Raw genomic sequence first — 18,482 nt, forward strand, 5'->3', positions numbered from 1 at the left:
GCCTACTGTATCGACTCGCAACCGACATCAGACCATCGCATGACACAGCAGGCCATTCGCTTCGCGTTCGACAACAGCTATCGCCGTCTTCCCGATCATTTTCACGCACGCATCCGTCCCACGCCCGTCACGGCGCCCGGCTTGATCAAGCTGAACGCGGCGTTGTTCGAAGAGCTCGGCCTGGATCCATCGGCGTCGGAGCCCCGGGTTGCTGCGCCGCTCTTCGCCGGCAATCTCCTGCCGGATGGCGGCGATCCGATCGCGATGGCGTATGCGGGCCATCAGTTCGGCAACTTCGTCCCGCAGCTCGGAGACGGCCGGGCGATCCTGATCGGCGAGGTCCTCGACCGTGCCGGGCAACGTCGCGACATCCAACTCAAGGGCTCCGGACAAACCCCCTTCTCCCGCAGCGGCGACGGGCGTGCAGCGCTCGGACCCGTCCTGCGCGAATATATCCTCGCCGAGGCCATGCACGCGCTCGGGATTCCGACCACGCGCGCGCTGGCCGCCGTGACGACCGGCGAGCCGGTCTATCGCGAGACCATCCTACCCGGCGCCATCCTGACACGCGTCGCAAGCAGCCACATCCGCATCGGGACCTTCCAGTACTTCACCTCGCGCGGCGACACCGAGGCCGTGCAGCATCTCGCCGATCACGTCATCGCCCGCCATTACCCGGAAGTCGCCGGGGCCGACTCGCCCTACCTCGCACTGATCGAAGCCGTCTTGGAGCGACAAGCCGTCCTGATCGCGGCCTGGATGCGCGTCGGATTCATCCACGGCGTCATGAACACCGACAACATGGCGATCTCGGGCGAGACGATCGACTACGGGCCCTGCGCCTTCATGGACGCCTATGACCCGGCCACCGTCTTCAGCTCGATCGACCGCGGCGGCCGTTACGCCTACGGCAATCAACCGGGGATTGCCCAGTGGAACCTCGCCCGCTTCGCCGAGACCTTGCTGCCCTTGATCGACGGCGCATCGGACGCCGTGATCCAGCAGGCGACCGACCTCATCCGCGGCTTCTTCGGCCGCTACGAGGAGCACTGGACCGCCGGCATGCGACGCAAGCTCGGCCTCGCCACCGCCGAGCCGGAGGATATCGACCTCATCCACGGGCTCTTGGACGCCATGAAGGCATCGGGCGCCGACTTCACGCTCACCTTCCGCCGCCTGTGCGACACGGCCGCGGATCCACAAGCGAACAGCGGCGTACGCGATCTGTTCATCGACCGTCAGACCTATGACGCCTGGGCCGCACAGTGGCAGGCACGTCTCGAACGAGACCCGCAAACCCCAGCCGAGCGCGCCGCGCGCATGCGCGATACCAACCCGGCGGTCATTCCGCGTAATCATCGTGTCGAGCAGGCGCTGCATGCGGCCGTCGAGAATGACTTCGGACCGTTCGAAGCGATCCTGCGCGTCCTGGAACGTCCCTACGAGGATCGGCCCGAGGTTGCCGGCTACACCGAGCCGCCGCAGGACGAGGAGCGTGTGCTGAAGACCTTCTGCGGGACCTGACGCGACACCGCCGGGGAACCACGATCATCCTGGGCCGGCCGCTGAATCCCCTTCAGCGTCGGCCGTGCCGGAGCAATCCGAGATGGTTTGCGCACCAATCGGGAAGCAGCACTTCCATTTCGGAACCCCTACTTCCAAATTACAACACACTGTTTTTATTTAAGTCATCTCGAATTTCACCCAAACCGACGACGAAACCAAATCCAACGTCTACACTAAGCCATTGATGATTATCATCACCCACCCTGGCACAAGCATTGCGGAGTTCCGGTTGCCGTTCTCGGCCAACCAGAACACCAACTGAGGGTAGGAGAAACGCGATGAGCTATCTGAAAGACGAGATCACCGCACGTGTCGATGCCTATGACCATTGGGCGACCCGCCGCCGCTTCGGACCCGATGGCCCCAACAATCGGCGGCTCTGGGTCTTGGCTTGCATGGACGAACGCCTGCCGGTCGATGAAGCACTCGGGATTCGCGTCGACAGCCCAGTGGGCGGCGGCGATGCTCATTGCTTCCGCAACGCCGGCGGGATCGTCACGGACGACGCGATCCGATCGGCGATGCTCACCTGCAACTTCTTCGGAACACAGGAGATCGTGATCGTCCAACACACCCAGTGCGGGATGTTGTCGGCAAACGCCAAGGACCTGGAAGCAGCACTCCGGGCCAAAGGGGTCGACATCGACGAGCTGACTCTGGATCCGACCTTGCCCGAGTTGAAGCTCGCTCCGGGCGGCTTCGCGAAATGGATCGGGATGATGGACGATGTGGACGTCACCTGCATGAAGACGGTGGAGACCTTCCGAAATCACCCGCTGATCCCGAAGGATGTGGTCGTCAGCGGCTGGGTCTGGGAGGTGGAGACCCGGCGCTTGCGCCCGCCCGTGCTCGATGAGGAGAAGCGCGCCCGCACGGATGTGACCTCCGCGCAGTTCGGCGTCACGACGCCGCAGCCCAACCGCTGGCGTTGATCGAAACGGCGCCCGGCTCGGGCGCCGCCTTGCCTCGCGCCACGACACTTGCTCGACGACGAGCGTCGACATCAAACAGAGAGTCCTCCGATGCCGATCTACGACTACCGGTGCACCTGCTGCCAAACCTCCTTCGAGAGATCCCAGTCCATGAACGCCGAGCCGCCGCCCTGCCCCGCCTGCGGGGGCAAAACGGCTCGGGTCTTTCTGTGCGCACCGGCGGTACACGGCCGCATGGCTCGGGGTCGCGATCAGGCCGTTCGCTCGCTACAGCCTGCCGACGCGCCGCGGGGTCACCAACACGGTCCAGGATGCGGGTGCGGGCACTCATGAGAGCGCCTTCTCTTTTGGGCTGATTGACCTTATCGATCGTCGAACATGCCTGAAGCGACTGGATCACCGTCAGGCGCGGTTGCCTTTCTTCAATCCTTCGTGGCCGAGATCGCCAAGGCGATGGATCGGGCCGAATGCCCCAGCTGTGCCGCTCACCTCGAGCAGATCGAGCAGATCGGCCTGACGGCCGGTGTTTGCCTGGAGGAGAAGGCCCGCGAGGTCCTCGGCTCGCCGCGAGCGTTGGACCGGGACCATTACGCGGACCTGATCATCGAGATCAAGAACCAGATCGGCGGGCAATTCTCCCGTGCGTCCGGCGAGGCCGGCACGGTCCGAGTCGTCAACAGCCGATGCCCCTTCGGCGAGCAGGTCAAGCATGCACCCTCGCTCTGCCGGATGACGTCGAGCGTCTTCGGCGGAATCGCCGCGCGCCACTTCGGCTATGCGAAGGTGGAGTTGCGACAGACGATTGCGGGCGGGGATGGCTCCTGCGACGTCTGCATCTATCTGGATCGGCAGCTTGCCGCACGCAACGAAGGCACCGAGTACCGGGCGGACGGCGAGCGCCTGACCTCGGGAAACCTCACGACACTCATGACACCCGGGGTTCACCGGCGACTGCGCGAGAACTGGTGCCCTCCACCGGTCGGAATCGGCAGCCCCGACGCGGCCCTGCAGCCGATCGTCGCGGAGTCCGCGGCGATGCGCGATGCACTGCGGGCGGTCCGGATCGTCGCCCCCACGGACGTCACCGTCATGATCACCGGAGAGACCGGCTGCGGCAAAGAGCTCGTCGCACGCGCACTGCATGGGCTCAGTGCACGTCGCGACAAGCCGATGGTCACGGTCAACTGCGGGGCCATCCCGGAGAACCTGGTCGAAACGGCCCTCTTCGGGCATGAGAAAGGCGCCTTCACGGGCGCCTACGAGGTCCATCACGGCTACTTTGAGCGTGCCGAAAAAGGGACGCTCTTCCTCGACGAGATCGACTCGCTTCCGCTTTCGGCACAAGCCAAGTTGTTGCGTGTCATCCAGGAAGGCGAATACGAACGCGTCGGCGGCAAGCGCCCCATGCGCTCGGATGTCCGGATCATCGCCGCATCCAACCGCGAGATCGTCGCGATGGTCGACGCCGGACATTTTCGCCGCGACCTCTTCTATCGACTCAACGTCGTGCCGATCGCGATCCCCCCGCTGCGCGAGCGCACCGAGGACATCGACGCACTGATCACGCACATCCTCCGCAAGCTCGCCCAACGCTACGCCACCGCCGAGAAGACATTGGACCGGGCCGCACGCATCAAAGCCTTGGCCTATGCCTGGCCGGGAAACATTCGAGAGATGGAGAACGTCCTCGAACGCGCCTTCATCTTTGCCGTAGGTGCTCGGATTACCGACATCGACGTCCCGGTAACGACGCCGACCGAATCCGTCCCGGCATGGCGCACGCGCAAACGACAAGCAGCCAAGCAGGCAGAGGTCGAAACGCTGACCCGGGCATTGCGGGCCAGTCGCGGCAATGTCGATCAAATCGCGACCCAGATGGGTATCACACCGAGAGCGGTCCGCATGAAGCTCAAGGCGCAGGGACTCAGGGCTGCGGACTACAGGTAGAGTTTCGACGGCTGCGCCGTCGGTCATCAAAGATCGGTCGCTGCGCAGATCCTACTCGACGGACCCGCACTCGACGCAGGCGGATGGCGATTGCCGCGACGACTTGACAGCGGACGGGTCGCGCCATAAGCTTAATAACAACGATTCGCATTTGTAAAACGACTCACGCGGAGTGACGGCCATGCCGAGAGAATCCCTGTCCGATAGCCCGAGTCAACGCGCACAGTCCGCCGCCGCGATGCGCGCGGACCTGCCGCGGATCGACAGCAACGCCCTGCTGCGCGGCAACAACCTGCTGCTGATCGATCACGCGGGCGATCGTTACATCCTGAGGATGACACGAAACAACAAACTAATCTTGACGAAATAGGCGAGCACCAGGGCGAGCGCATATAAACTTCAGTTGCAACAGTAATCTGCGGCACACTTCGGGAAACGATTTCAGGAGTTTCCCATGTCTGCCAGCATTCTTGAACACTTTTCATCACTTCCGGACTTTCGCGTTGATCGTCACAAGCTCTATCCGTTGCCGGAAATGCTGCTGTTGGTGGTCTGTGCGGTGCTCAGCGGCGCCGAGGGCTGGGAGGCGATGGAGGAGTTCGGCAAGGAGAAGCTCGACTGGCTGCGCAAGTTCGCCCCGTTCGCCAACGGGATTCCCTCGCACGACTGCATTGCCACGGTGATCTCGCGGCTGCGGCCGAAGGCCTTCCAAAGCTGCTTCGTGAACTGGACGCGCGCGGTGGCCGAAGCCACCGGCGGGGAGGTCGTCGCGGTCGACGGCAAGAGCGCGCGCGGCTCGCGCGATCGGCGCCGCGGCAAGCAGGCGCTGCACATGGTCAGCGCTTGGGGCTGCCGCAACCGTCTGGTGCTGGGACAAGAGGCCACCGAGGAGAAATCCAACGAGATCACGGCCATTCCCAAGCTGCTGGAACTGCTCGAGCTCGAGGGCTGTATCGTGACCATCGATGCGATGGGCTGCCAGACCAAGATCGCCGCACAAATCATCGACCAAGGCGGCGATTACGTCCTTGGTCTCAAGGGCAACCAGAGTACGCTGCATGAGGAGGTCGAGGAGTTCTTTACCACCGCAAGGGCGGGGGAGTTCGCCCATGTCGTGCACGACTACACCGAGGAGACCGACAAGGACCACGGACGTCTGGAAGTACGCCGGTACTGGGTCACCGAAGAGCTGAGCACCTTGTCCGACACCGCGCGTTGGAGCGCCCTGCGCAGCATCGGCCTGGTCGAACGCGAATGCTGGATCGAGGATCGCCATACCGTGGAGCGGCGTGTCTTCATCAATTCCATCCCCGCCGATGCCAAGCGCTTTGCCCATGCGGTGCGGGGCCACTGGGGAATCGAGAACCGCTTGCACTGGCGCCTGGATGTCGTCTTCGACGAAGACGCCAGCCGCATCCGCAAAGGCAACGCGCCGGCGATTCTGACCTCGATCCGTCACCTGTGCATGAATCTGTTCGAACAAGAGCCCTCCAAGTTGCGCTTGGCCCAGAAGCGCCGCAAGGCCGCTTGGAACGACGACTACCGCGCTAAGGTCGTCTTCGGCTGAGGATTTATATGCGCTCGCCCTGAGGCGAGCACAGGTGTCCTGACCGCAAGGCTTAGGGCGGACCGGAGCGACTTCGACTCGCCCACCAGAGCGCCAGTCCGGTCAGACCCATGATGTAGCCGATACCGCCGAGGATATCCTGGAAACGGACGCGGTCTTCCGCGGCGACGAGCTGCTCGCGCAACGGGCGAATCTGGCGAGCGACGGCGCGCTCGATCGCTGACTCCAAAGCGGTATCCAAGGTGGCCGCGGACGCTGCCGGAATGGGAGATGCGTGGATCTCGACGATGGCGGAGAGGTCGTCGTGGTCCAGGCGCGGCGCTGCTTCGACGATCGAACCCTCGGGCCCGAAGCCCGCTGCCAACTCGGCTGCGGTGACACGCCACTCGGCTTGATGACCGTCACCCGTGACGGCCCGGATCAGATGATCGACAGGAGCCTGCGCAAAGTAGACGAACCTGCCCTCGCCGTCCGGTGCCAACTCGGCCAGTTTGTTTCCGTCTTCGTCCAAGACCTCGATGCGCGCCCCCGAGGCGGCACCGCCGCCGGCGAAGTAGGCCGAGCCGCCAATGCGCGCACCTTCGGCAAAGGCAAAAACCTGAAGCTTATGCGCCAAGGCCGGCGAACCGAGGATCGACAAGAGGATGAGCGCGACAAGGCGGAGGGCGCCGCCTCTCGATGAAACCGCGCCCCGTGCGGACATCACCGCGCCATCACCCGGATCCGTGCTCGTCATCAGCGCATCTCTCGCGTATAGATCCAGATCAGTGCACCCAGCTCCACGGGAACCGCTTCACCGTCGGGATTCTTCATCGGCTCATCGCCCTCAAGCAGCGCGGCGAAACCCCACCAACCGGCTTGGGGCATGGCATAGCTGAAGACCCCGTTCGCATCGGCCTTGATGACCTGCGTGATGTAGGGATCCGACGGCGGCGTAATCGAGCCGTCGTTGCGCCACTCGACCTCGACGTCGGCGAAAGGGACCGGCTGCCCGTCTCGTTTGACGATCCCTTGAAAGATATTGCCGGCCCAGAGTCCGTAAGGACGAACCAGCGGCTCGATCTCGACCGGCAGACCGACATCCGCGTCCCACCCCTCCTCCGCCCCGAAGGCGTCGACGACGACCTTGGTGTAATGCACGATCATCGCCCTCTCGGCCGGCTCCCAATAGGGTGCGGGCTCGAGATAGAAGACGTAATCCCCCGGCTGCTTGATCCTGTAGTCGAGACGATAGGTGCGCTTGCCTTCGATCTCCTGCGTCTGAAGGCTCGACTTGAGGTCTTCCCGCCCGCCGGGACTCAGCACCCCGACCTGAACGGGCTCCCCCATGACCATCAAAGGACCGACTTCCATGGGATGGGTAAAACGCATCTCCAGCGTAAGTGCGTTGCCGGTCCGGGCGTTGACGATATCCGTGGACGGGATGAGCTCTTGAAAGTGGGCATGGGCAGCGGCCGCACCCATGAGCGCGATGGCGAGAGAGATCCGGATCGAGCGAGATGGGCTGGAAAAAGGCGCCATGATGGACTCCATCGATAGGTTGCGGATCAAGGCCCGTCTGAACCGCACCCACGCGAGGCGCGAACCCTGCGGTGCGTTCGGCCGCGCCACCCGACAACAGACTCGGCGCGACGCAGTTCAGGAGATTGTTTCCGGAAACATGAGACCGCGTCGACTTGGGCGCCCGCCTATGGCTGCCGGGCCGAACGACGCCGCTATCGGGGTTCCGGAGATTCGCAATTCGGGGTACTCGGCCTCTGAACCTGCCGGCCGAGGTCGATGCTGCAAGCAGCCGTGTGAATGATTGTAAAAAGATATTACGCAGGGGTGTCAAGCACCGGTTCGGCTCACCGCGGGAGCAGCCAGTTCTCCGAGGACTCGCACCGTAGGTTTTCCGTTGACAAGCATCGACCCGGCATCTATCTTTAATAAGAACGATTCGCATTAAAGATTAAGGCAGCAGCCGGATGAGGTACCGAGCTTGCAGGATCTCACTCCGACCGCTCGCGACAGGTTTCCAGTCCCGTTCAGCGCGGGACTCCCGTCAGCTAACTCACGGACGCTTCGTCCGAATCGCCAGCGGGCCTTGTTCGACAACAGCTCGATGTCTCAGGAGACAGACCATGCCCGTCGATACCCCCTTGCGTTCGAGCTCCGATCTTTCCCGACTCAAAACGGAGGATTTGGAGCTGCATCTCGGAGAGTTGATTCGCCGCTACGTTCGCCACCGTTCGGCCGATCTCGCCGAACGGGTCGTCGAGTCTCTCGAGGCGCTCTACCTACATCCGGATCTGGGGCCCGATGCCGAAAGGTTTTGCGCCTATCGCCGACTGGCGCGTCATTGGCGCTGGCTCGCGCAACAGGCCGCGACCGCCGCGCATTGAGCAGCCCCCCCACAGCCCTCAGCGGAGACGCGGCAAAAAATAATATATTTTTTCACACCTTAAACCGCGCCAGCTCCGGCGGTCGTCAAGTCTGTCCAGGCCCGTCCCATCCAAAAGCATCGCATACCGCGCCGGGCGCGGTTTAAGAGGAAGCCTCCATGCAACGGCTTATTTTCGAGGTGTCCGACCAGGCTGCGCGACTCGCGATCTATGACTTCGAGAGTCAGGAGTTGCTCGCCGAGGTCGAGGGTTCGTCATGGCACCGCATGCTCGAGGAGCTGCGGATCGGCAGCGGGCCGCGCAAGCAAACCTGTTGCGCGCATCATGCCGAGGTTTCGACGGACGAGATCATCCGACGGGCCCGACCCGCGCAGAAAAGGCTTTCGCAGGCGCTCTTCCCCGAAACAGACACGCTCGCGGCAACGCCGATCGCACTCTCCCGGTCGCCAAGCACGTCGATCTCCGCTGCTGCCTCCGCGGCGGCATTTACCGAGCTGTCCGGACCGTCGAGCCGCCTGCCGATCCTCAAGACGACGGGGCGACGCAAGCTCTGGGACGTGCCTCACAAATACCATTGCCCGATCATCGGGACCTGCCTCACGGTGGACGAGCTGCGACGCATCGCCGATCGGACGGCCCAACGGCCCGACACGCCCTTGTCGGAGTTCGACATCCACGTGAGTTTTGTCGCGGCGGCGGCCGAGAAGAATCCGTTGTCGCTGGCGACACATAAGATACTGGAGAAGAAGTTCGCCGCGAGCGTTCGACGCTATACCAAGGCACGTGACGCCGACGCGCTCCTGACGCTCTGGAGCGAATCGCTCGCCACCGGGGATGTCCCCGGCGGGTTTTGGGCACTCATGACACATTCGCGTGCCGACCAACGGGTGATGACACGCGCATACGAAGAGATCCACATGCTCTCGCATCAGATCGGCGCCGGGCAGCGTGCCGATCTCAAGCGGCTCACCGAGACGCGCACGCAGCTCGAGAGGCTCCAACGCGATTTCGATCAACTGCATACGCGCACGCGCCAACAGGCAGACCTGCGCGAGGCGAGGATCCGCACGCTCGAGACCGCCCTGGCGCGTCGCGAGAGCGACTACGCCGAATCGCGCGCGCAGGAGCAGGCCCTGCGCGAACAGCTCGACGTGATGAAGGGGCGCAGCCATCACGAAAGGATAAAGGCACTGGTCGAGCAGGTCGCGGACCTGGACGCCGAGCTGGAACGGATTCGCGAGGAGAACGCAATTCTTCAAGACGCCGGTACACAGGCGCGACACGAGGCCGACGCGGCGGAATGCGCCCGGCGCGGCGCACAGGCCGAATGCCGGGCGACCGAGCGACTGCTCGAGCACCTGCTCTCGGATCGGTGCGACGGCTGTACGTCGGAGTCGTGCGTGCGGCCCAAGGATCTCGCCGGGCGACTGGTGCTCTGTGTGGGCGGGCGCAAACAGCTCGTCGAGCAATACCGCGCGATGGTGGCGGGCTGCAACGGTCGCTTCGACCACCATGACGGCGGCATGGAGGACAGCCAACACCGGCTCGAGGCGATGCTGGCCTCGGCCGACATCGTCGTCTGCGCAACCGACTACGTCAGCCACGGCGCCTACTATCGGACTAAACGTTTCTGCAAACGGACCGAGAAACCGTATGCGCTGCTGGGCAACTCGGGGCTCTCTTCGTTCGCCTTGGCGATCGAGAAGCTGGCGGCCTGAGGGCGATCGCTGGTTCTCAGCGAACGCCGAGCTGCTTCGGAGATAGCCAAAGCGGTCGTCGCGGCAGAACGCCACGCCGACCGCCTAACGGCGGAACGCTGCGAGCGCCTCAGGGCATGTGATCGAGACCGATCTTCGACCCGGCTCGGGTGTTGGCATCTCCCGGGCGAAGAACCAGCGGAAGAATCACCACAAGGGTGCCGATGAGTAAGAGGATCTCGAGGGCATAGACGACATCGTATCCCAGCCCGGGCCAGGCCAGATCTTCTCCGAAGACACCGCGGTTCGCCATCCCCATGACGACGTCACGCAAGATGCCGCCTGCGGCGAAGGCAACACCCATCGCAGTCGCCTGAACAGCACCCCAGGCGCCGAGCGCCAAACCGCTGAAGCCGCCCTCGGCAAGCGCCATCGCCGCAGTCAAGGTTGCCACCATGAAGAGCCCACCGCCGAAACCGATCAGCCCGGCACCGGCGCGATACAGCCAGGTCGCATCCAAGGGGGCGGACAGGATCACCGCGACAAAGGCGAGTATCCCGATCAGGGCACCGATCGCCGCGATCCGATAGGGCTCGCTACCGCGCCCCATCAGGCGCGCGGCCAGCACGAAGGCGAGCAGTGATCCGGCGGCCCAGATGGCGTTGAGCGCGGTCGTCTGCGAGACGCTGAGCCCAAGGATCTGACCGCCGTAAGGCTCGAGCAGGATGTCCTGCATCGTGAAACCGAGCGTTCCGAGACCTACGACCACCAGCAGTCGGCTCGCGCGTCCACCACGGGTAAAGTTACGCCAGGTCTCCATGAACGGCGGCCGCGGCACCGGATTGGCCGCACGCTGCTGATCGATCGCCTCCTGCTTCCAGAGGGCAACCACGTTCAGGATAATCGTCGCCAGCGCGACACCCTGAATGACCTGAATGAGCAGCTCGTTGCTGAAGTTCGTGAGCATCTGCCCGAACAAAAGCGAGCTTCCCGCCCAAGCAGCCAAGAGGGTGACGTAGAGCAACGCCACAACCCGCGGGCGCTTCTCCGGCGGCGAGAGATCGGTGGCAAGCGCCAAACCTGCGGTTTGTGTGGTGTGGAGTCCGGCACCGACCAAAAGGAAGGCAAGCGCAGCGCCGAACTGACCGAGAACATTGAACTGGTTATTGACATCGGCGAGCAGTAGCAGGGCGAACGGCATCATCGCAAATCCGCCGAACTGCATCATACTTCCCAGCCAGATGAAGGGGATGCGGCGCAGGCCGAATGCGGAGTGGTGGTAATCCGACCGATGGCCGATCAGCGCACGCAGCGGCGCGAAAACCAACGGCAGCGCAAGCATGAGACCGACCAGCGATGCGGGTACGGCAAGCTCGACGACCATCACCCGATTCAGGGTTCCCTGCAGCAGCACCATAGCCATGCCGACCGAGACCTGAAACAGGGACAAGCGCAAGATTCGGCGCAGCGGAAAATCGGCCGACGAGACATCGGAAAAAGGCAATATCCGAGGCAGCAGCTCGCGCCAGGCTTGCGCCCAGGGATCGTCGTTACGACTCATGCCGGGATCAGCTCCACAGGTGAATTAGGCTCGGAAACAAGAGCGATGTCTTGAGGGTCGGGGATTATCGCACTCGGGACATCAATGATCCACCATGCCGGGATCAGCTCCGAAAGGCGCTATGCCCGATCACGCGCGACGGTTAGGCACCGGACAAATCCTAAGGAGGGGTCGCCTGCTCGACGGAAGAGCGGCTTCGGGAGGGACATCAATGTCGGTCGGGGTCTGGGATCGGCGAGCATCGGGTTTTCGAAGGACGGGGTTGCCAAGCAGCGACATCCCCGCCCTTCGGCTACGATGGGCGCGCCGTGCGGCGCCGGCCCATCGTCTTCGAGGCTACTCGACGGCAGCCCCGCCATGCACGGGCATCAAGCCCAGCCGAATCCCATCTGGAACACGACGGCATGCAGCGCCAGCGCGATGATCAGCAGCATGAAGAAGATCGGCATCAGCCAGGTTGCGGGGTTCAGAACCAGCCACACCTTCCAATCGTCTTCCGGGTTTTTCGGTTTTGCGATTTCGCTCATGATCTTGTTCTCGTCGAGGTCGGGTTAATTAGAACCAAGGATTGGCAGCGATGATGAACAGATGCACCAGCGCGGCGAGGCCGACATACGCGGTGTAAGTGATCTTGAACTGCTCGTGGAATTCCTTCGCTTGTTGTTCGGTCAAACCCGACAAGGATTGCTCGGCCATCGATGTATCTCCGATAGAGAGGTGTAATTACGGCGCCGTTTCAGAAATCGGCGGCCAAGTGTCTTATTGAGCAGGAGCTTCAACGGCGACCGGGGCAGCTGCTTCAGCCGGCGTCCAAGCATTGCCCGACAACGAGAAGGCATAGACGTGAACGGCAAGCGCAATGACGAGCAGCGCGGCGAACATCGGGATCAACCAAGTGGCGGGGTTCAGCACCAGCCAAATGCGATAGTCCTGCTCAAGAGGCTTATAATTCATGACATTCATTTAAGTGTCTCCTCTTAGAACCAGGGATTGGCTGCAATGATGAACAGATGCACCAGCGCGGCGAGGCCGACATATGCGGTGTAGGTGACCTTGAACTGCTCGTGAAACTCTTTCGCCTGCTGCTCGGTAAGACCCGAAATGCTTGCCTGTTCGGCCATGGTTTAAACTCCATGCTATGTGTTGCTGATACCGCCGCTTCGATGAAAACGGTCGGCGACATGGGTGCATTGATCGCCACCCGATTCTCTGCGCCCGATCTCGCCGGGCTTCAAAACTTCAAATTGACCAGAGATCTTGTGTGTCATCTTAGCTTTACATTCAGGGATGTCAAGATGATTTGACAAATAACTTTTCCGAGGCAGGCAAGAAGCAGAAAAAATACTTATTCTTCAGTATGTTTTGAATACATTAGTCGGCGCCCGCAAGCGAACGGAATCGCTCCGGCCGCCCGCCCCCGGGCGAGCACATGTCCGACAGACGCTATGACGGGTCTGAAATCAAGCGCGAGTCGGGCAGAGACGGCTGCGGATCAAGGAACGCCAGCAGCAAGGAGCTGAGAAAAAGCGGAAGAAGGCGAGAGAACCGGCCATCGAGACCGACGGATTCAGTTGCAAAGACTGGAGCGAGGAACATCAACAGCCTATTTCGATTGCGAGAAGCGACCGAGTGGCAGGGTCGAGCGACAGCGGATGGCGAGCAAGCGAGCAACGAGGAAGTGACCGGCGGAAGGTCGTCGATCGCCGTCGATCGGAACAGGACGTTCCGGAACGAGATAAGGCGGGTGTGAGTGACGCATCCGCCACTCACCACCCGCCGTCGACGATAGGCGCGCCGTGCGGCGCCGGCCCATCGTCTTCGGGGCTACTCGACGGCAGCCCCGCCATGCACGGGCATCAAGCCCAGCCGAATCCCATCTGGAACACGACGGCATGCAGCGCCAGCGCGATGATCAGCAGCATGAAGAAGATCGGCATCAGCCAGGTTGCGGGGTTCAGAACCAGCCACACCTTCCAATCGTCTTCCGGGTTTTTCGGTTTTGCGATTTCGCTCATGATCTTGTTCTCGTCGAGGTCGGGTTAATTAGAACCAAGGATTGGCAGCGATGATGAACAGATGCACCAGCGCGGCGAGGCCGACATACGCGGTGTAAGTGATCTTGAACTGCTCGTGGAATTCCTTCGCTTGTTGTTCGGTCAAACCCGACAAGGATTGCTCGGCCATCGATGTATCTCCGATAGAGAGGTGTAATTACGGCGCCGTTTCAGAAATCGGCGGCCAAGTGTCTTATTGAGCAGGAGCTTCAACGGCGACCGGGGCAGCTGCTTCAGCCGGCGTCCAAGCATTGCCCGACAACGAGAAGGCATAGACGTGAACGGCAAGCGCAATGACGAGCAGCGCGGCGAACATCGGGATCAACCAAGTGGCGGGGTTCAGCACCAGCCAAATGCGATAGTCCTGCTCAAGAGGCTTGTAGTCGAATACGTTCATGGGTCTCTCCTCTTAGAACCAGGGATTGGCTGCAATGATGAACAGATGCACCAGCGCGGCGAGGCCGACATATGCGGTGTAGGTGATCTTGAACTGCTCGTGAAACTCTTTCGCCTGCTGCTCGGTTAAACCCGAAAGGCTTGCTTGCTCAGCCATGGTTTAAGCTCCGTCGTGAGAATGAGTGTATGCGCCGCCGATATCGATCGGGGAGCGAACCTCCGTGGCACCGACTACCTCCACGAAACACGCTTGCGTTCCTTATGTCCCGGAACGTTCGGACTGACTTGCTGTCCTTGTGTGTCATCTTAGCTTGACAGCCAGAGATGTCAAGTTGCTTTTACACAAAAATTTAGGGGAAAGGCCGGAGTGTCGGCAAAGGTGCGATTCAGCCGACGCAGGCCCAAGCCGCGCAGGGCATCGGGGCGCATGGGCGCAAGGATTCCTGAGCGTGGCCCGAGGAGGCCATGACGGTCGGGCACGCCTTGGACGATCCGCGCGGACTTCGGATGGTGAACGGGGACGGCGGGGGTGGGCGAGAAATCGCCCACGCGAGATCGACTCAGAGGACGGACCGCAGATAGCGAAACAGATACCCGAGGGCATAGATCGCACCGAACGCCACGAGGGCAACCTTGATCATATAGAGGATCATGGTCTTAAAGGGGCGCAGATTGTCCAGGGGCGTAGCGGCGACTTCGGCGCTCCCGCCTTCCGCATCGAAGCTCGAAGCCGCCGAAGACGGCTCGGGCGTAGCGTCTTGGCGCGGCGGGCTTCCCGCACCGGCCCTCGGCTCCGCCTGTACGAGCTGATACGGCGAGGTATTGGCGATCTTGAAGAACTGAATCTCGGCGTCCTCGCCTTCCCGTTCGATCACGACCAGCTCGGTTCCCAAGCCGAGCCCTTGGTCGGCGGCGAATCCCAGAGCGAATGCCTCGGCGGTTTCCGCCTCGCCCTTGGCCTCCCAGGACTTGGGCTTATCCGGCCAGGTTCTCTTTGCAGCGTATTTCACAGATGTCTTCTCCCGACAGACCGACGTTGAAGCCGGGAGGCGCCGCGGATGGGCGTCTCCCCAAAGACTGCGGGGGATTGTATGGCTGGACCCTACGCTTGTCACCGACCCGCCCTGCGGCTCGGCAACGCGATTTTCGAGTCATGATCCTCGCGGAGTACCTAGACATCAGAGTCGAGACAAACGACGGGAGATCCGTTCCTGGATCTCCAACGGATCGCCAGCGGAGGATCAGGGTCGGCTCAGGCCGGACCGGAGGGATGCATCTGCGACTGAAGATAGTTCTCAAGCCCCACCCGATCGATCAATCCGAGTTGTTGCTCGAGCCAGTCGGCGTGGTCTTCCTCGGTATCTCTGAGCAGTTGCAGCAAAACGGTCCGGGTCTGGAAATCCTTGTGCTGCTCGCAGCAGACGATCGCCTCCTTCAACGCGGCCGCGACCTCGTACTCGACTTGGAGGTCGTTGGCCAACATCTCCGGCACGCTCGCGCCCACGCGCAGTCCGTCACGCTGACTGAGATCGGGCGTCGCCTCCAGGAACAGCATGCGCCGGATCAACATCGAGGCATGCTCCTTCTCCTCCGTTGCTTCGTGCTCGATGCGCGCGAACAGCTTGGCGAAACCCCAGTCCTCGTACATGAGCGAGTGGATGAAATACTGGTCTATCGCAGCCAGCTCGTTGGCGAGCAGGCGCTGGAGGTGGGCGATAACATCGGGGTTGCCTTTCATGTTTGGGTCTCCGGGGCTTCTCTGGTCAGATCGCCGACTCGAGATAATTCGGCAGTCCGACGCTCTCGATCAGTGATAATTGGGTTTCGATCCAGTCGATTCTCTCTTCGCTCGACTCCTGGATCTCTTCGAGGTGATGCCGACTCACGAAATCACCCTGCTGCTCGCAGTGGGCGATGGCGCCGGCGAGTGCTTCGCGGTAACGCAGCTCCATCGTGAGATCGCCGCGCAGGATCTCGGGAACATCCTCTCCGATCAGCAGCTTGCCGAGATCTTGAAGGTTGGGGAGCCCTTCCAGAAAGAGTACGCGCTCGACGATCTTGTCGGCCTCTTTCATGGTCTCGATCGAGGCGTGGTAGACCCGCTCCTCCAGCGTCTTGAAGCCCCAGTTGCCGAGCATCCGCGCGTGCAGGAAATACTGATTGATCGCGGTCAGGGCTTCCTTGAGCACCGCGTTGTGATGCTGATTGATGGAGGGTTGGGTTTTCATCTGGACTCGACCTTTAAAAGAGGACTGAAGATGTGCCGAAGGAGATCTTGACACAAATGCGAATCGTTCCTATTATTTCTTCAACGCCAAGGGGAGTGCCGGGAGAATCTCATGTACGTCTGCATTTGTCAGGCCGTTACCGATCGCCAGATTATCGCTGCGGCCGAGCGAGGAACTGAGAGGCTCGCCGACCTCAGGAAGGAGTTGGGCGTACCCGGCGATTGCGGTCGCTGCGGGCATTGCGCGCATGCGTTGTTGCGGCAGGTGATCGAAAGCCGCCGACCACAAGCCGTTACGTGACCCTCCACCTTCAACCTCTCGCGAGAGCACTCCTTATCCCATGCGAAACATCGACCGAGCGCCGTCGCTTCAATCCCGCACGCTCATCGAGCGCCTTTGCATCACCCTGACGAGGATCGGCCGTGCCATGCCTCTGAGCCGGAGGCGGCAGCGGTGGTTGCTGATGAAGCGGTTTTTTCAGGCGGAACGAGAGAAGCAACTGACCGAGCCGAGCCGCTCGTTCGGGAGATAACGTCGAAACGCGTCGCTTCAAGTGCCCAACGCTGAAACCAGACGTCCCCGACGGTCGGAGCGCCCAAAACCGGCCAGGCTCGAACGCGAGGTCGGCGACGCCCGAACAGGCTCGGCTCCGCCGCGTTGACCGTTCGACGACACCGGTGCGGCCTGCGCCGCACCGGAATTCCGGTTCCAACCAATCACCTCGACGCAATCGCGTTGCGGTTCGTCGAGCCTCCGCTCCCTAGTTTGCGACCGGCAAGGCCGAGAGATCCGGCCGCGGCGTGTCGTCGGTCTCCACCGGCAGGATCGGATACTCGATCTTCGGCTGCTCCCCGGTCAGCGCGTGCAGGAAGGCAACGATCTGCGCCGCCTCTTCGTCGGAGATCTTGGTCCCGAGCTGCGCGGTCCCCATCAGGGCGACGGCGGCACCCAGATCCCACACCGCACCCGAGTGAAAGTAAGGCGCCGTCAAGGCAATGTTGCGCAGCGGCCCGGCACGGAAGACGTACTCGTCGGACACCGTCTTGGTGACCTCGAAGCGGCCCTTGTCGCCGGGCGGGAGGATGTCGGCACCCGGCTTGGTGATCAGACCGAAGGGGAAGTAGTCCTGTCCTCCGAAGTTGACGCCGGAGTGGCAGGCGCTGCAGCCCTTTTCGATGTAGAGATCGAGGCCCTGCTTCTGCTCGTCCGTCATGGCCGCATCGTTGCCTTCGATCCAATCGTCGAACGGCGACCCGGGCGTGACCAAAGTCACCTCGAAGGCCTCGATCGCCTTGGCCATGTTGTCGAAGGTCACGGGATCCGGCTCGTTCGGAAACGCCTTGGTGAAGCGCTCGACATACTCGGGCATGCTCTTAAGCGTCACGACGACGTTCTCGGGCTTGTTCGCCATCTCGACACCGGCTTGAACCGGCCCCTTTGCCTGCTCCTTGAGATCCTCCGCGCGGCCGTCCCAGAACTGCGCTGCGTTGAAAACGGCATTGAGCACGGTCGGGGAGTTCCTCGGACCCGTTTGCCAACCATGACCGACCGACGTCGGCAGGTTGTCGTCCCCGCCCATGCCGAGGTTGTGGCAGGTGTTGCAGCTGATGACCCCGCTTGCCGAGAGTCGGGGATCCATGAACAGCATGAGTCCGAGGTCGATCTTCTCGCGCGTGACCGGATTGCCTGTCACCTCGGGCACACCGGCGGGGATCGGGAGAAGTCCTGCGGATTTCGCCTTCTCGCGCAGAGCGGAATCGTCCGCTGCTGTCAGGGTCGCGACGAACCCCATCGAAACGGCCAGGGCGATCATTCGCTTCTTCATCGAGTTGTCCTCTTTTGTCCTCAGTTCTCCAAGAAAGCGCAGTCGCCGCGGATGAAACCCCACACGCGCTCGCGCTGTACCCGGCCCGAGTCTAACCTCGCCGCGAGAAACGGCAAACAAGAAGGCGCCCTGGATGTCGGCCTAAACCGACTCACTTCGGCATCGAAATCGCGTTATCATCCCGATGTTGTAAAGCGCAGTCGTGACATTTGCGATGCGCGCTTTTGCATGATGTCCGGCCCCCGGTTCGGAATCGAACAGCTTGTCTTCCAAGGAATCAGGTCGTGCCGCCCCCAATCCCTCCGTTCGCCGCCCCTTGCAACCT

Annotated in this window: 24 protein-coding genes; 9 read left to right on the forward strand and 15 right to left on the reverse strand. The window is 62.1% G+C overall.

Translation table 11 applies throughout. The features are described from left to right. The first annotated feature begins 39 nt into the window (after nucleotides 1–39). The 6 genes from BLV04_RS02955 (at nucleotide 40) to BLV04_RS02980 (ending at nucleotide 6,012) form a co-directional block, all read left to right on the forward strand. Nucleotides 40–1,524: a protein adenylyltransferase SelO gene (locus BLV04_RS02955; protein WP_093028012.1), complete on the forward strand. Its 1,485-nt coding sequence runs from the start codon at nucleotides 40–42 to the stop codon at nucleotides 1,522–1,524. A gap of 320 nt (nucleotides 1,525–1,844) precedes the next feature. After that, a complete protein-coding gene (locus tag BLV04_RS02960; protein WP_093028014.1) occupies nucleotides 1,845–2,498 on the forward strand; it encodes a beta-class carbonic anhydrase in 654 nt (217 codons plus the stop codon). Nucleotides 2,499–2,588: 90 nt separating this feature from the next. Then, entirely contained in the window at nucleotides 2,589–2,831 is a 243-nt protein-coding gene (locus BLV04_RS26035) for an FmdB family zinc ribbon protein (RefSeq protein WP_093028016.1), read from the forward strand. A gap of 45 nt (nucleotides 2,832–2,876) precedes the next feature. Continuing rightward, a complete protein-coding gene (locus BLV04_RS02970; RefSeq protein WP_093028018.1) occupies nucleotides 2,877–4,445 on the forward strand; it encodes a sigma 54-interacting transcriptional regulator in 1,569 nt (522 codons plus the stop codon). 181 nt (nucleotides 4,446–4,626) lie between these two features. Beyond that, nucleotides 4,627–4,815 (forward strand): hemin uptake protein HemP, encoded by a 189-nt coding sequence (gene hemP / locus BLV04_RS02975; RefSeq protein ID WP_093028020.1) that lies wholly within the window; start codon nucleotides 4,627–4,629, stop codon nucleotides 4,813–4,815. A gap of 84 nt (nucleotides 4,816–4,899) precedes the next feature. After that, on the forward strand, nucleotides 4,900–6,012 hold the full coding sequence (locus tag BLV04_RS02980; RefSeq protein WP_093028022.1) for an ISAs1 family transposase: 1,113 nt from the start codon (nucleotides 4,900–4,902) through the stop codon (nucleotides 6,010–6,012). A 52-nt stretch (nucleotides 6,013–6,064) separates the two neighbouring features. Here the strand turns inward: BLV04_RS02980 and BLV04_RS02985 are convergent, their stop codons facing one another. Beyond that, nucleotides 6,065–6,748, reverse strand: coding sequence for a NikL family nickel/cobalt ECF transporter subunit (locus tag BLV04_RS02985; RefSeq protein WP_245731688.1), 684 nt, complete (start codon nucleotides 6,746–6,748; stop codon nucleotides 6,065–6,067). Beyond that, nucleotides 6,748–7,533, reverse strand: a complete 786-nt coding sequence (locus BLV04_RS02990) for a DUF4198 domain-containing protein (RefSeq protein WP_093028418.1) — start codon at nucleotides 7,531–7,533, stop codon at nucleotides 6,748–6,750. The genes BLV04_RS02985 and BLV04_RS02990 overlap by 1 nt, the downstream gene beginning before the upstream one ends. A gap of 602 nt (nucleotides 7,534–8,135) precedes the next feature. Between BLV04_RS02990 and BLV04_RS02995 the strand changes: the two genes are divergently transcribed. Next, nucleotides 8,136–8,396, forward strand: coding sequence for an ATP dependent RNA helicase (locus tag BLV04_RS02995; RefSeq protein ID WP_093028024.1), 261 nt, complete (start codon nucleotides 8,136–8,138; stop codon nucleotides 8,394–8,396). Nucleotides 8,397–8,554: 158 nt separating this feature from the next. Next, nucleotides 8,555–10,114, forward strand: coding sequence for a DUF2325 domain-containing protein (locus BLV04_RS03000; protein ID WP_093028026.1), 1,560 nt, complete (start codon nucleotides 8,555–8,557; stop codon nucleotides 10,112–10,114). Nucleotides 10,115–10,223: 109 nt separating this feature from the next. Here the strand turns inward: BLV04_RS03000 and BLV04_RS03005 are convergent, their stop codons facing one another. From BLV04_RS03005 to bfr (BLV04_RS03060), 12 genes are all read right to left on the reverse strand, one after another. Continuing rightward, complete coding sequence (locus BLV04_RS03005; protein ID WP_093028028.1) at nucleotides 10,224–11,654, reverse strand: BCD family MFS transporter; 1,431 nt, start codon at nucleotides 11,652–11,654, stop codon at nucleotides 10,224–10,226. 368 nt (nucleotides 11,655–12,022) lie between these two features. Then, nucleotides 12,023–12,181 (reverse strand): light-harvesting antenna LH1, alpha subunit, encoded by a 159-nt coding sequence (gene pufA / locus BLV04_RS03010; RefSeq protein ID WP_093028030.1) that lies wholly within the window; start codon nucleotides 12,179–12,181, stop codon nucleotides 12,023–12,025. Between the two features lie 28 nt (nucleotides 12,182–12,209). After that, on the reverse strand, nucleotides 12,210–12,350 hold the full coding sequence (locus BLV04_RS03015; protein ID WP_093028033.1) for a light-harvesting protein: 141 nt from the start codon (nucleotides 12,348–12,350) through the stop codon (nucleotides 12,210–12,212). Between the two features lie 63 nt (nucleotides 12,351–12,413). Then, nucleotides 12,414–12,617 carry a light-harvesting antenna LH1, alpha subunit gene (gene pufA / locus BLV04_RS03020; protein WP_093028035.1) on the reverse strand — a complete coding sequence of 68 codons (204 nt, stop codon included), beginning with the start codon at nucleotides 12,615–12,617 and terminating at the stop codon, nucleotides 12,414–12,416. 14 nt (nucleotides 12,618–12,631) lie between these two features. After that, nucleotides 12,632–12,775 carry a light-harvesting protein gene (locus tag BLV04_RS03025; RefSeq protein ID WP_093028037.1) on the reverse strand — a complete coding sequence of 48 codons (144 nt, stop codon included), beginning with the start codon at nucleotides 12,773–12,775 and terminating at the stop codon, nucleotides 12,632–12,634. Between the two features lie 735 nt (nucleotides 12,776–13,510). Beyond that, nucleotides 13,511–13,669: a light-harvesting antenna LH1, alpha subunit gene (gene pufA, locus BLV04_RS03030; RefSeq protein WP_093028030.1), complete on the reverse strand. Its 159-nt coding sequence runs from the start codon at nucleotides 13,667–13,669 to the stop codon at nucleotides 13,511–13,513. Between the two features lie 28 nt (nucleotides 13,670–13,697). Further along, entirely contained in the window at nucleotides 13,698–13,838 is a 141-nt protein-coding gene (locus BLV04_RS03035) for a light-harvesting protein (protein ID WP_093028033.1), read from the reverse strand. 63 nt (nucleotides 13,839–13,901) lie between these two features. Then, nucleotides 13,902–14,105, reverse strand: coding sequence for a light-harvesting antenna LH1, alpha subunit (pufA, locus tag BLV04_RS03040; RefSeq protein WP_093028038.1), 204 nt, complete (start codon nucleotides 14,103–14,105; stop codon nucleotides 13,902–13,904). 12 nt (nucleotides 14,106–14,117) lie between these two features. After that, nucleotides 14,118–14,261 (reverse strand): light-harvesting protein, encoded by a 144-nt coding sequence (locus BLV04_RS03045; protein ID WP_093028040.1) that lies wholly within the window; start codon nucleotides 14,259–14,261, stop codon nucleotides 14,118–14,120. Between the two features lie 403 nt (nucleotides 14,262–14,664). Then, nucleotides 14,665–15,114 (reverse strand): hypothetical protein, encoded by a 450-nt coding sequence (locus tag BLV04_RS03050; RefSeq protein ID WP_093028042.1) that lies wholly within the window; start codon nucleotides 15,112–15,114, stop codon nucleotides 14,665–14,667. Nucleotides 15,115–15,356: 242 nt separating this feature from the next. Then, nucleotides 15,357–15,842 (reverse strand): bacterioferritin, encoded by a 486-nt coding sequence (bfr, locus tag BLV04_RS03055; RefSeq protein WP_093028044.1) that lies wholly within the window; start codon nucleotides 15,840–15,842, stop codon nucleotides 15,357–15,359. 25 nt (nucleotides 15,843–15,867) lie between these two features. Further along, a complete protein-coding gene (gene bfr / locus BLV04_RS03060; protein ID WP_093028046.1) occupies nucleotides 15,868–16,332 on the reverse strand; it encodes a bacterioferritin in 465 nt (154 codons plus the stop codon). Between the two features lie 111 nt (nucleotides 16,333–16,443). Here bfr (BLV04_RS03060) and BLV04_RS03065 point away from each other — a divergent pair, with 111 nt between their 5' ends. Further along, the gene (locus BLV04_RS03065) at nucleotides 16,444–16,632 is read left to right on the forward strand and encodes a (2Fe-2S)-binding protein (protein WP_093028048.1); all 189 of its coding nucleotides are present in this window, start codon (nucleotides 16,444–16,446) and stop codon (nucleotides 16,630–16,632) included. Between the two features lie 460 nt (nucleotides 16,633–17,092). On the opposite strand, the gene BLV04_RS03075 is transcribed toward BLV04_RS03065, so the two are convergent. Continuing rightward, complete coding sequence (locus tag BLV04_RS03075; protein WP_093028052.1) at nucleotides 17,093–18,157, reverse strand: cytochrome-c peroxidase; 1,065 nt, start codon at nucleotides 18,155–18,157, stop codon at nucleotides 17,093–17,095. Nucleotides 18,158–18,482: the final 325 nt, after the last annotated feature.

Source organism: Thiocapsa roseopersicina, assembly GCF_900106925.1.
In the GTDB taxonomy this organism is placed as follows: domain Bacteria; phylum Pseudomonadota; class Gammaproteobacteria; order Chromatiales; family Chromatiaceae; genus Thiocapsa; species Thiocapsa roseopersicina.

Excerpts from the sequence above, each read along its gene's own strand:
- BLV04_RS03045 (WP_093028040.1), bottom strand. The coding sequence starts at position 14,261 with ATGGCTGAGCAAGCAAGCCTTTCGGGTTTAACCGAGCAGCAGGCGAAA.
- BLV04_RS02990 (WP_093028418.1), bottom strand. The coding sequence starts at position 7,533 with ATGGCGCCTTTTTCCAGCCCATCTCGCTCGATCCGGATCTCTCTCGCC.
- pufA (WP_093028038.1), bottom strand. The coding sequence starts at position 14,105 with ATGAACGTATTCGACTACAAGCCTCTTGAGCAGGACTATCGCATTTGG.
- BLV04_RS02970 (WP_093028018.1), top strand. The coding sequence starts at position 2,877 with ATGCCTGAAGCGACTGGATCACCGTCAGGCGCGGTTGCCTTTCTTCAA.
- hemP (WP_093028020.1), top strand. The coding sequence starts at position 4,627 with ATGCCGAGAGAATCCCTGTCCGATAGCCCGAGTCAACGCGCACAGTCC.
- pufA (WP_093028030.1), bottom strand. The coding sequence starts at position 12,181 with ATGAGCGAAATCGCAAAACCGAAAAACCCGGAAGACGATTGGAAGGTG.
- BLV04_RS26035 (WP_093028016.1), top strand. The coding sequence starts at position 2,589 with ATGCCGATCTACGACTACCGGTGCACCTGCTGCCAAACCTCCTTCGAG.
- BLV04_RS03000 (WP_093028026.1), top strand. The coding sequence starts at position 8,555 with ATGCAACGGCTTATTTTCGAGGTGTCCGACCAGGCTGCGCGACTCGCG.
- BLV04_RS03025 (WP_093028037.1), bottom strand. The coding sequence starts at position 12,775 with ATGGCCGAACAGGCAAGCATTTCGGGTCTTACCGAGCAGCAGGCGAAA.
- pufA (WP_093028035.1), bottom strand. The coding sequence starts at position 12,617 with ATGAATGTCATGAATTATAAGCCTCTTGAGCAGGACTATCGCATTTGG.
- bfr (WP_093028044.1), bottom strand. The coding sequence starts at position 15,842 with ATGAAAGGCAACCCCGATGTTATCGCCCACCTCCAGCGCCTGCTCGCC.
- BLV04_RS02985 (WP_245731688.1), bottom strand. The coding sequence starts at position 6,748 with ATGACGAGCACGGATCCGGGTGATGGCGCGGTGATGTCCGCACGGGGC.
- pufA (WP_093028030.1), bottom strand. The coding sequence starts at position 13,669 with ATGAGCGAAATCGCAAAACCGAAAAACCCGGAAGACGATTGGAAGGTG.
- BLV04_RS02955 (WP_093028012.1), top strand. The coding sequence starts at position 40 with ATGACACAGCAGGCCATTCGCTTCGCGTTCGACAACAGCTATCGCCGT.
- BLV04_RS03065 (WP_093028048.1), top strand. The coding sequence starts at position 16,444 with ATGTACGTCTGCATTTGTCAGGCCGTTACCGATCGCCAGATTATCGCT.
- bfr (WP_093028046.1), bottom strand. The coding sequence starts at position 16,332 with ATGAAAACCCAACCCTCCATCAATCAGCATCACAACGCGGTGCTCAAG.
- BLV04_RS02960 (WP_093028014.1), top strand. The coding sequence starts at position 1,845 with ATGAGCTATCTGAAAGACGAGATCACCGCACGTGTCGATGCCTATGAC.
- BLV04_RS03075 (WP_093028052.1), bottom strand. The coding sequence starts at position 18,157 with ATGAAGAAGCGAATGATCGCCCTGGCCGTTTCGATGGGGTTCGTCGCG.
- BLV04_RS03015 (WP_093028033.1), bottom strand. The coding sequence starts at position 12,350 with ATGGCCGAGCAATCCTTGTCGGGTTTGACCGAACAACAAGCGAAGGAA.
- BLV04_RS03035 (WP_093028033.1), bottom strand. The coding sequence starts at position 13,838 with ATGGCCGAGCAATCCTTGTCGGGTTTGACCGAACAACAAGCGAAGGAA.
- BLV04_RS02980 (WP_093028022.1), top strand. The coding sequence starts at position 4,900 with ATGTCTGCCAGCATTCTTGAACACTTTTCATCACTTCCGGACTTTCGC.
- BLV04_RS02995 (WP_093028024.1), top strand. The coding sequence starts at position 8,136 with ATGCCCGTCGATACCCCCTTGCGTTCGAGCTCCGATCTTTCCCGACTC.
- BLV04_RS03005 (WP_093028028.1), bottom strand. The coding sequence starts at position 11,654 with ATGAGTCGTAACGACGATCCCTGGGCGCAAGCCTGGCGCGAGCTGCTG.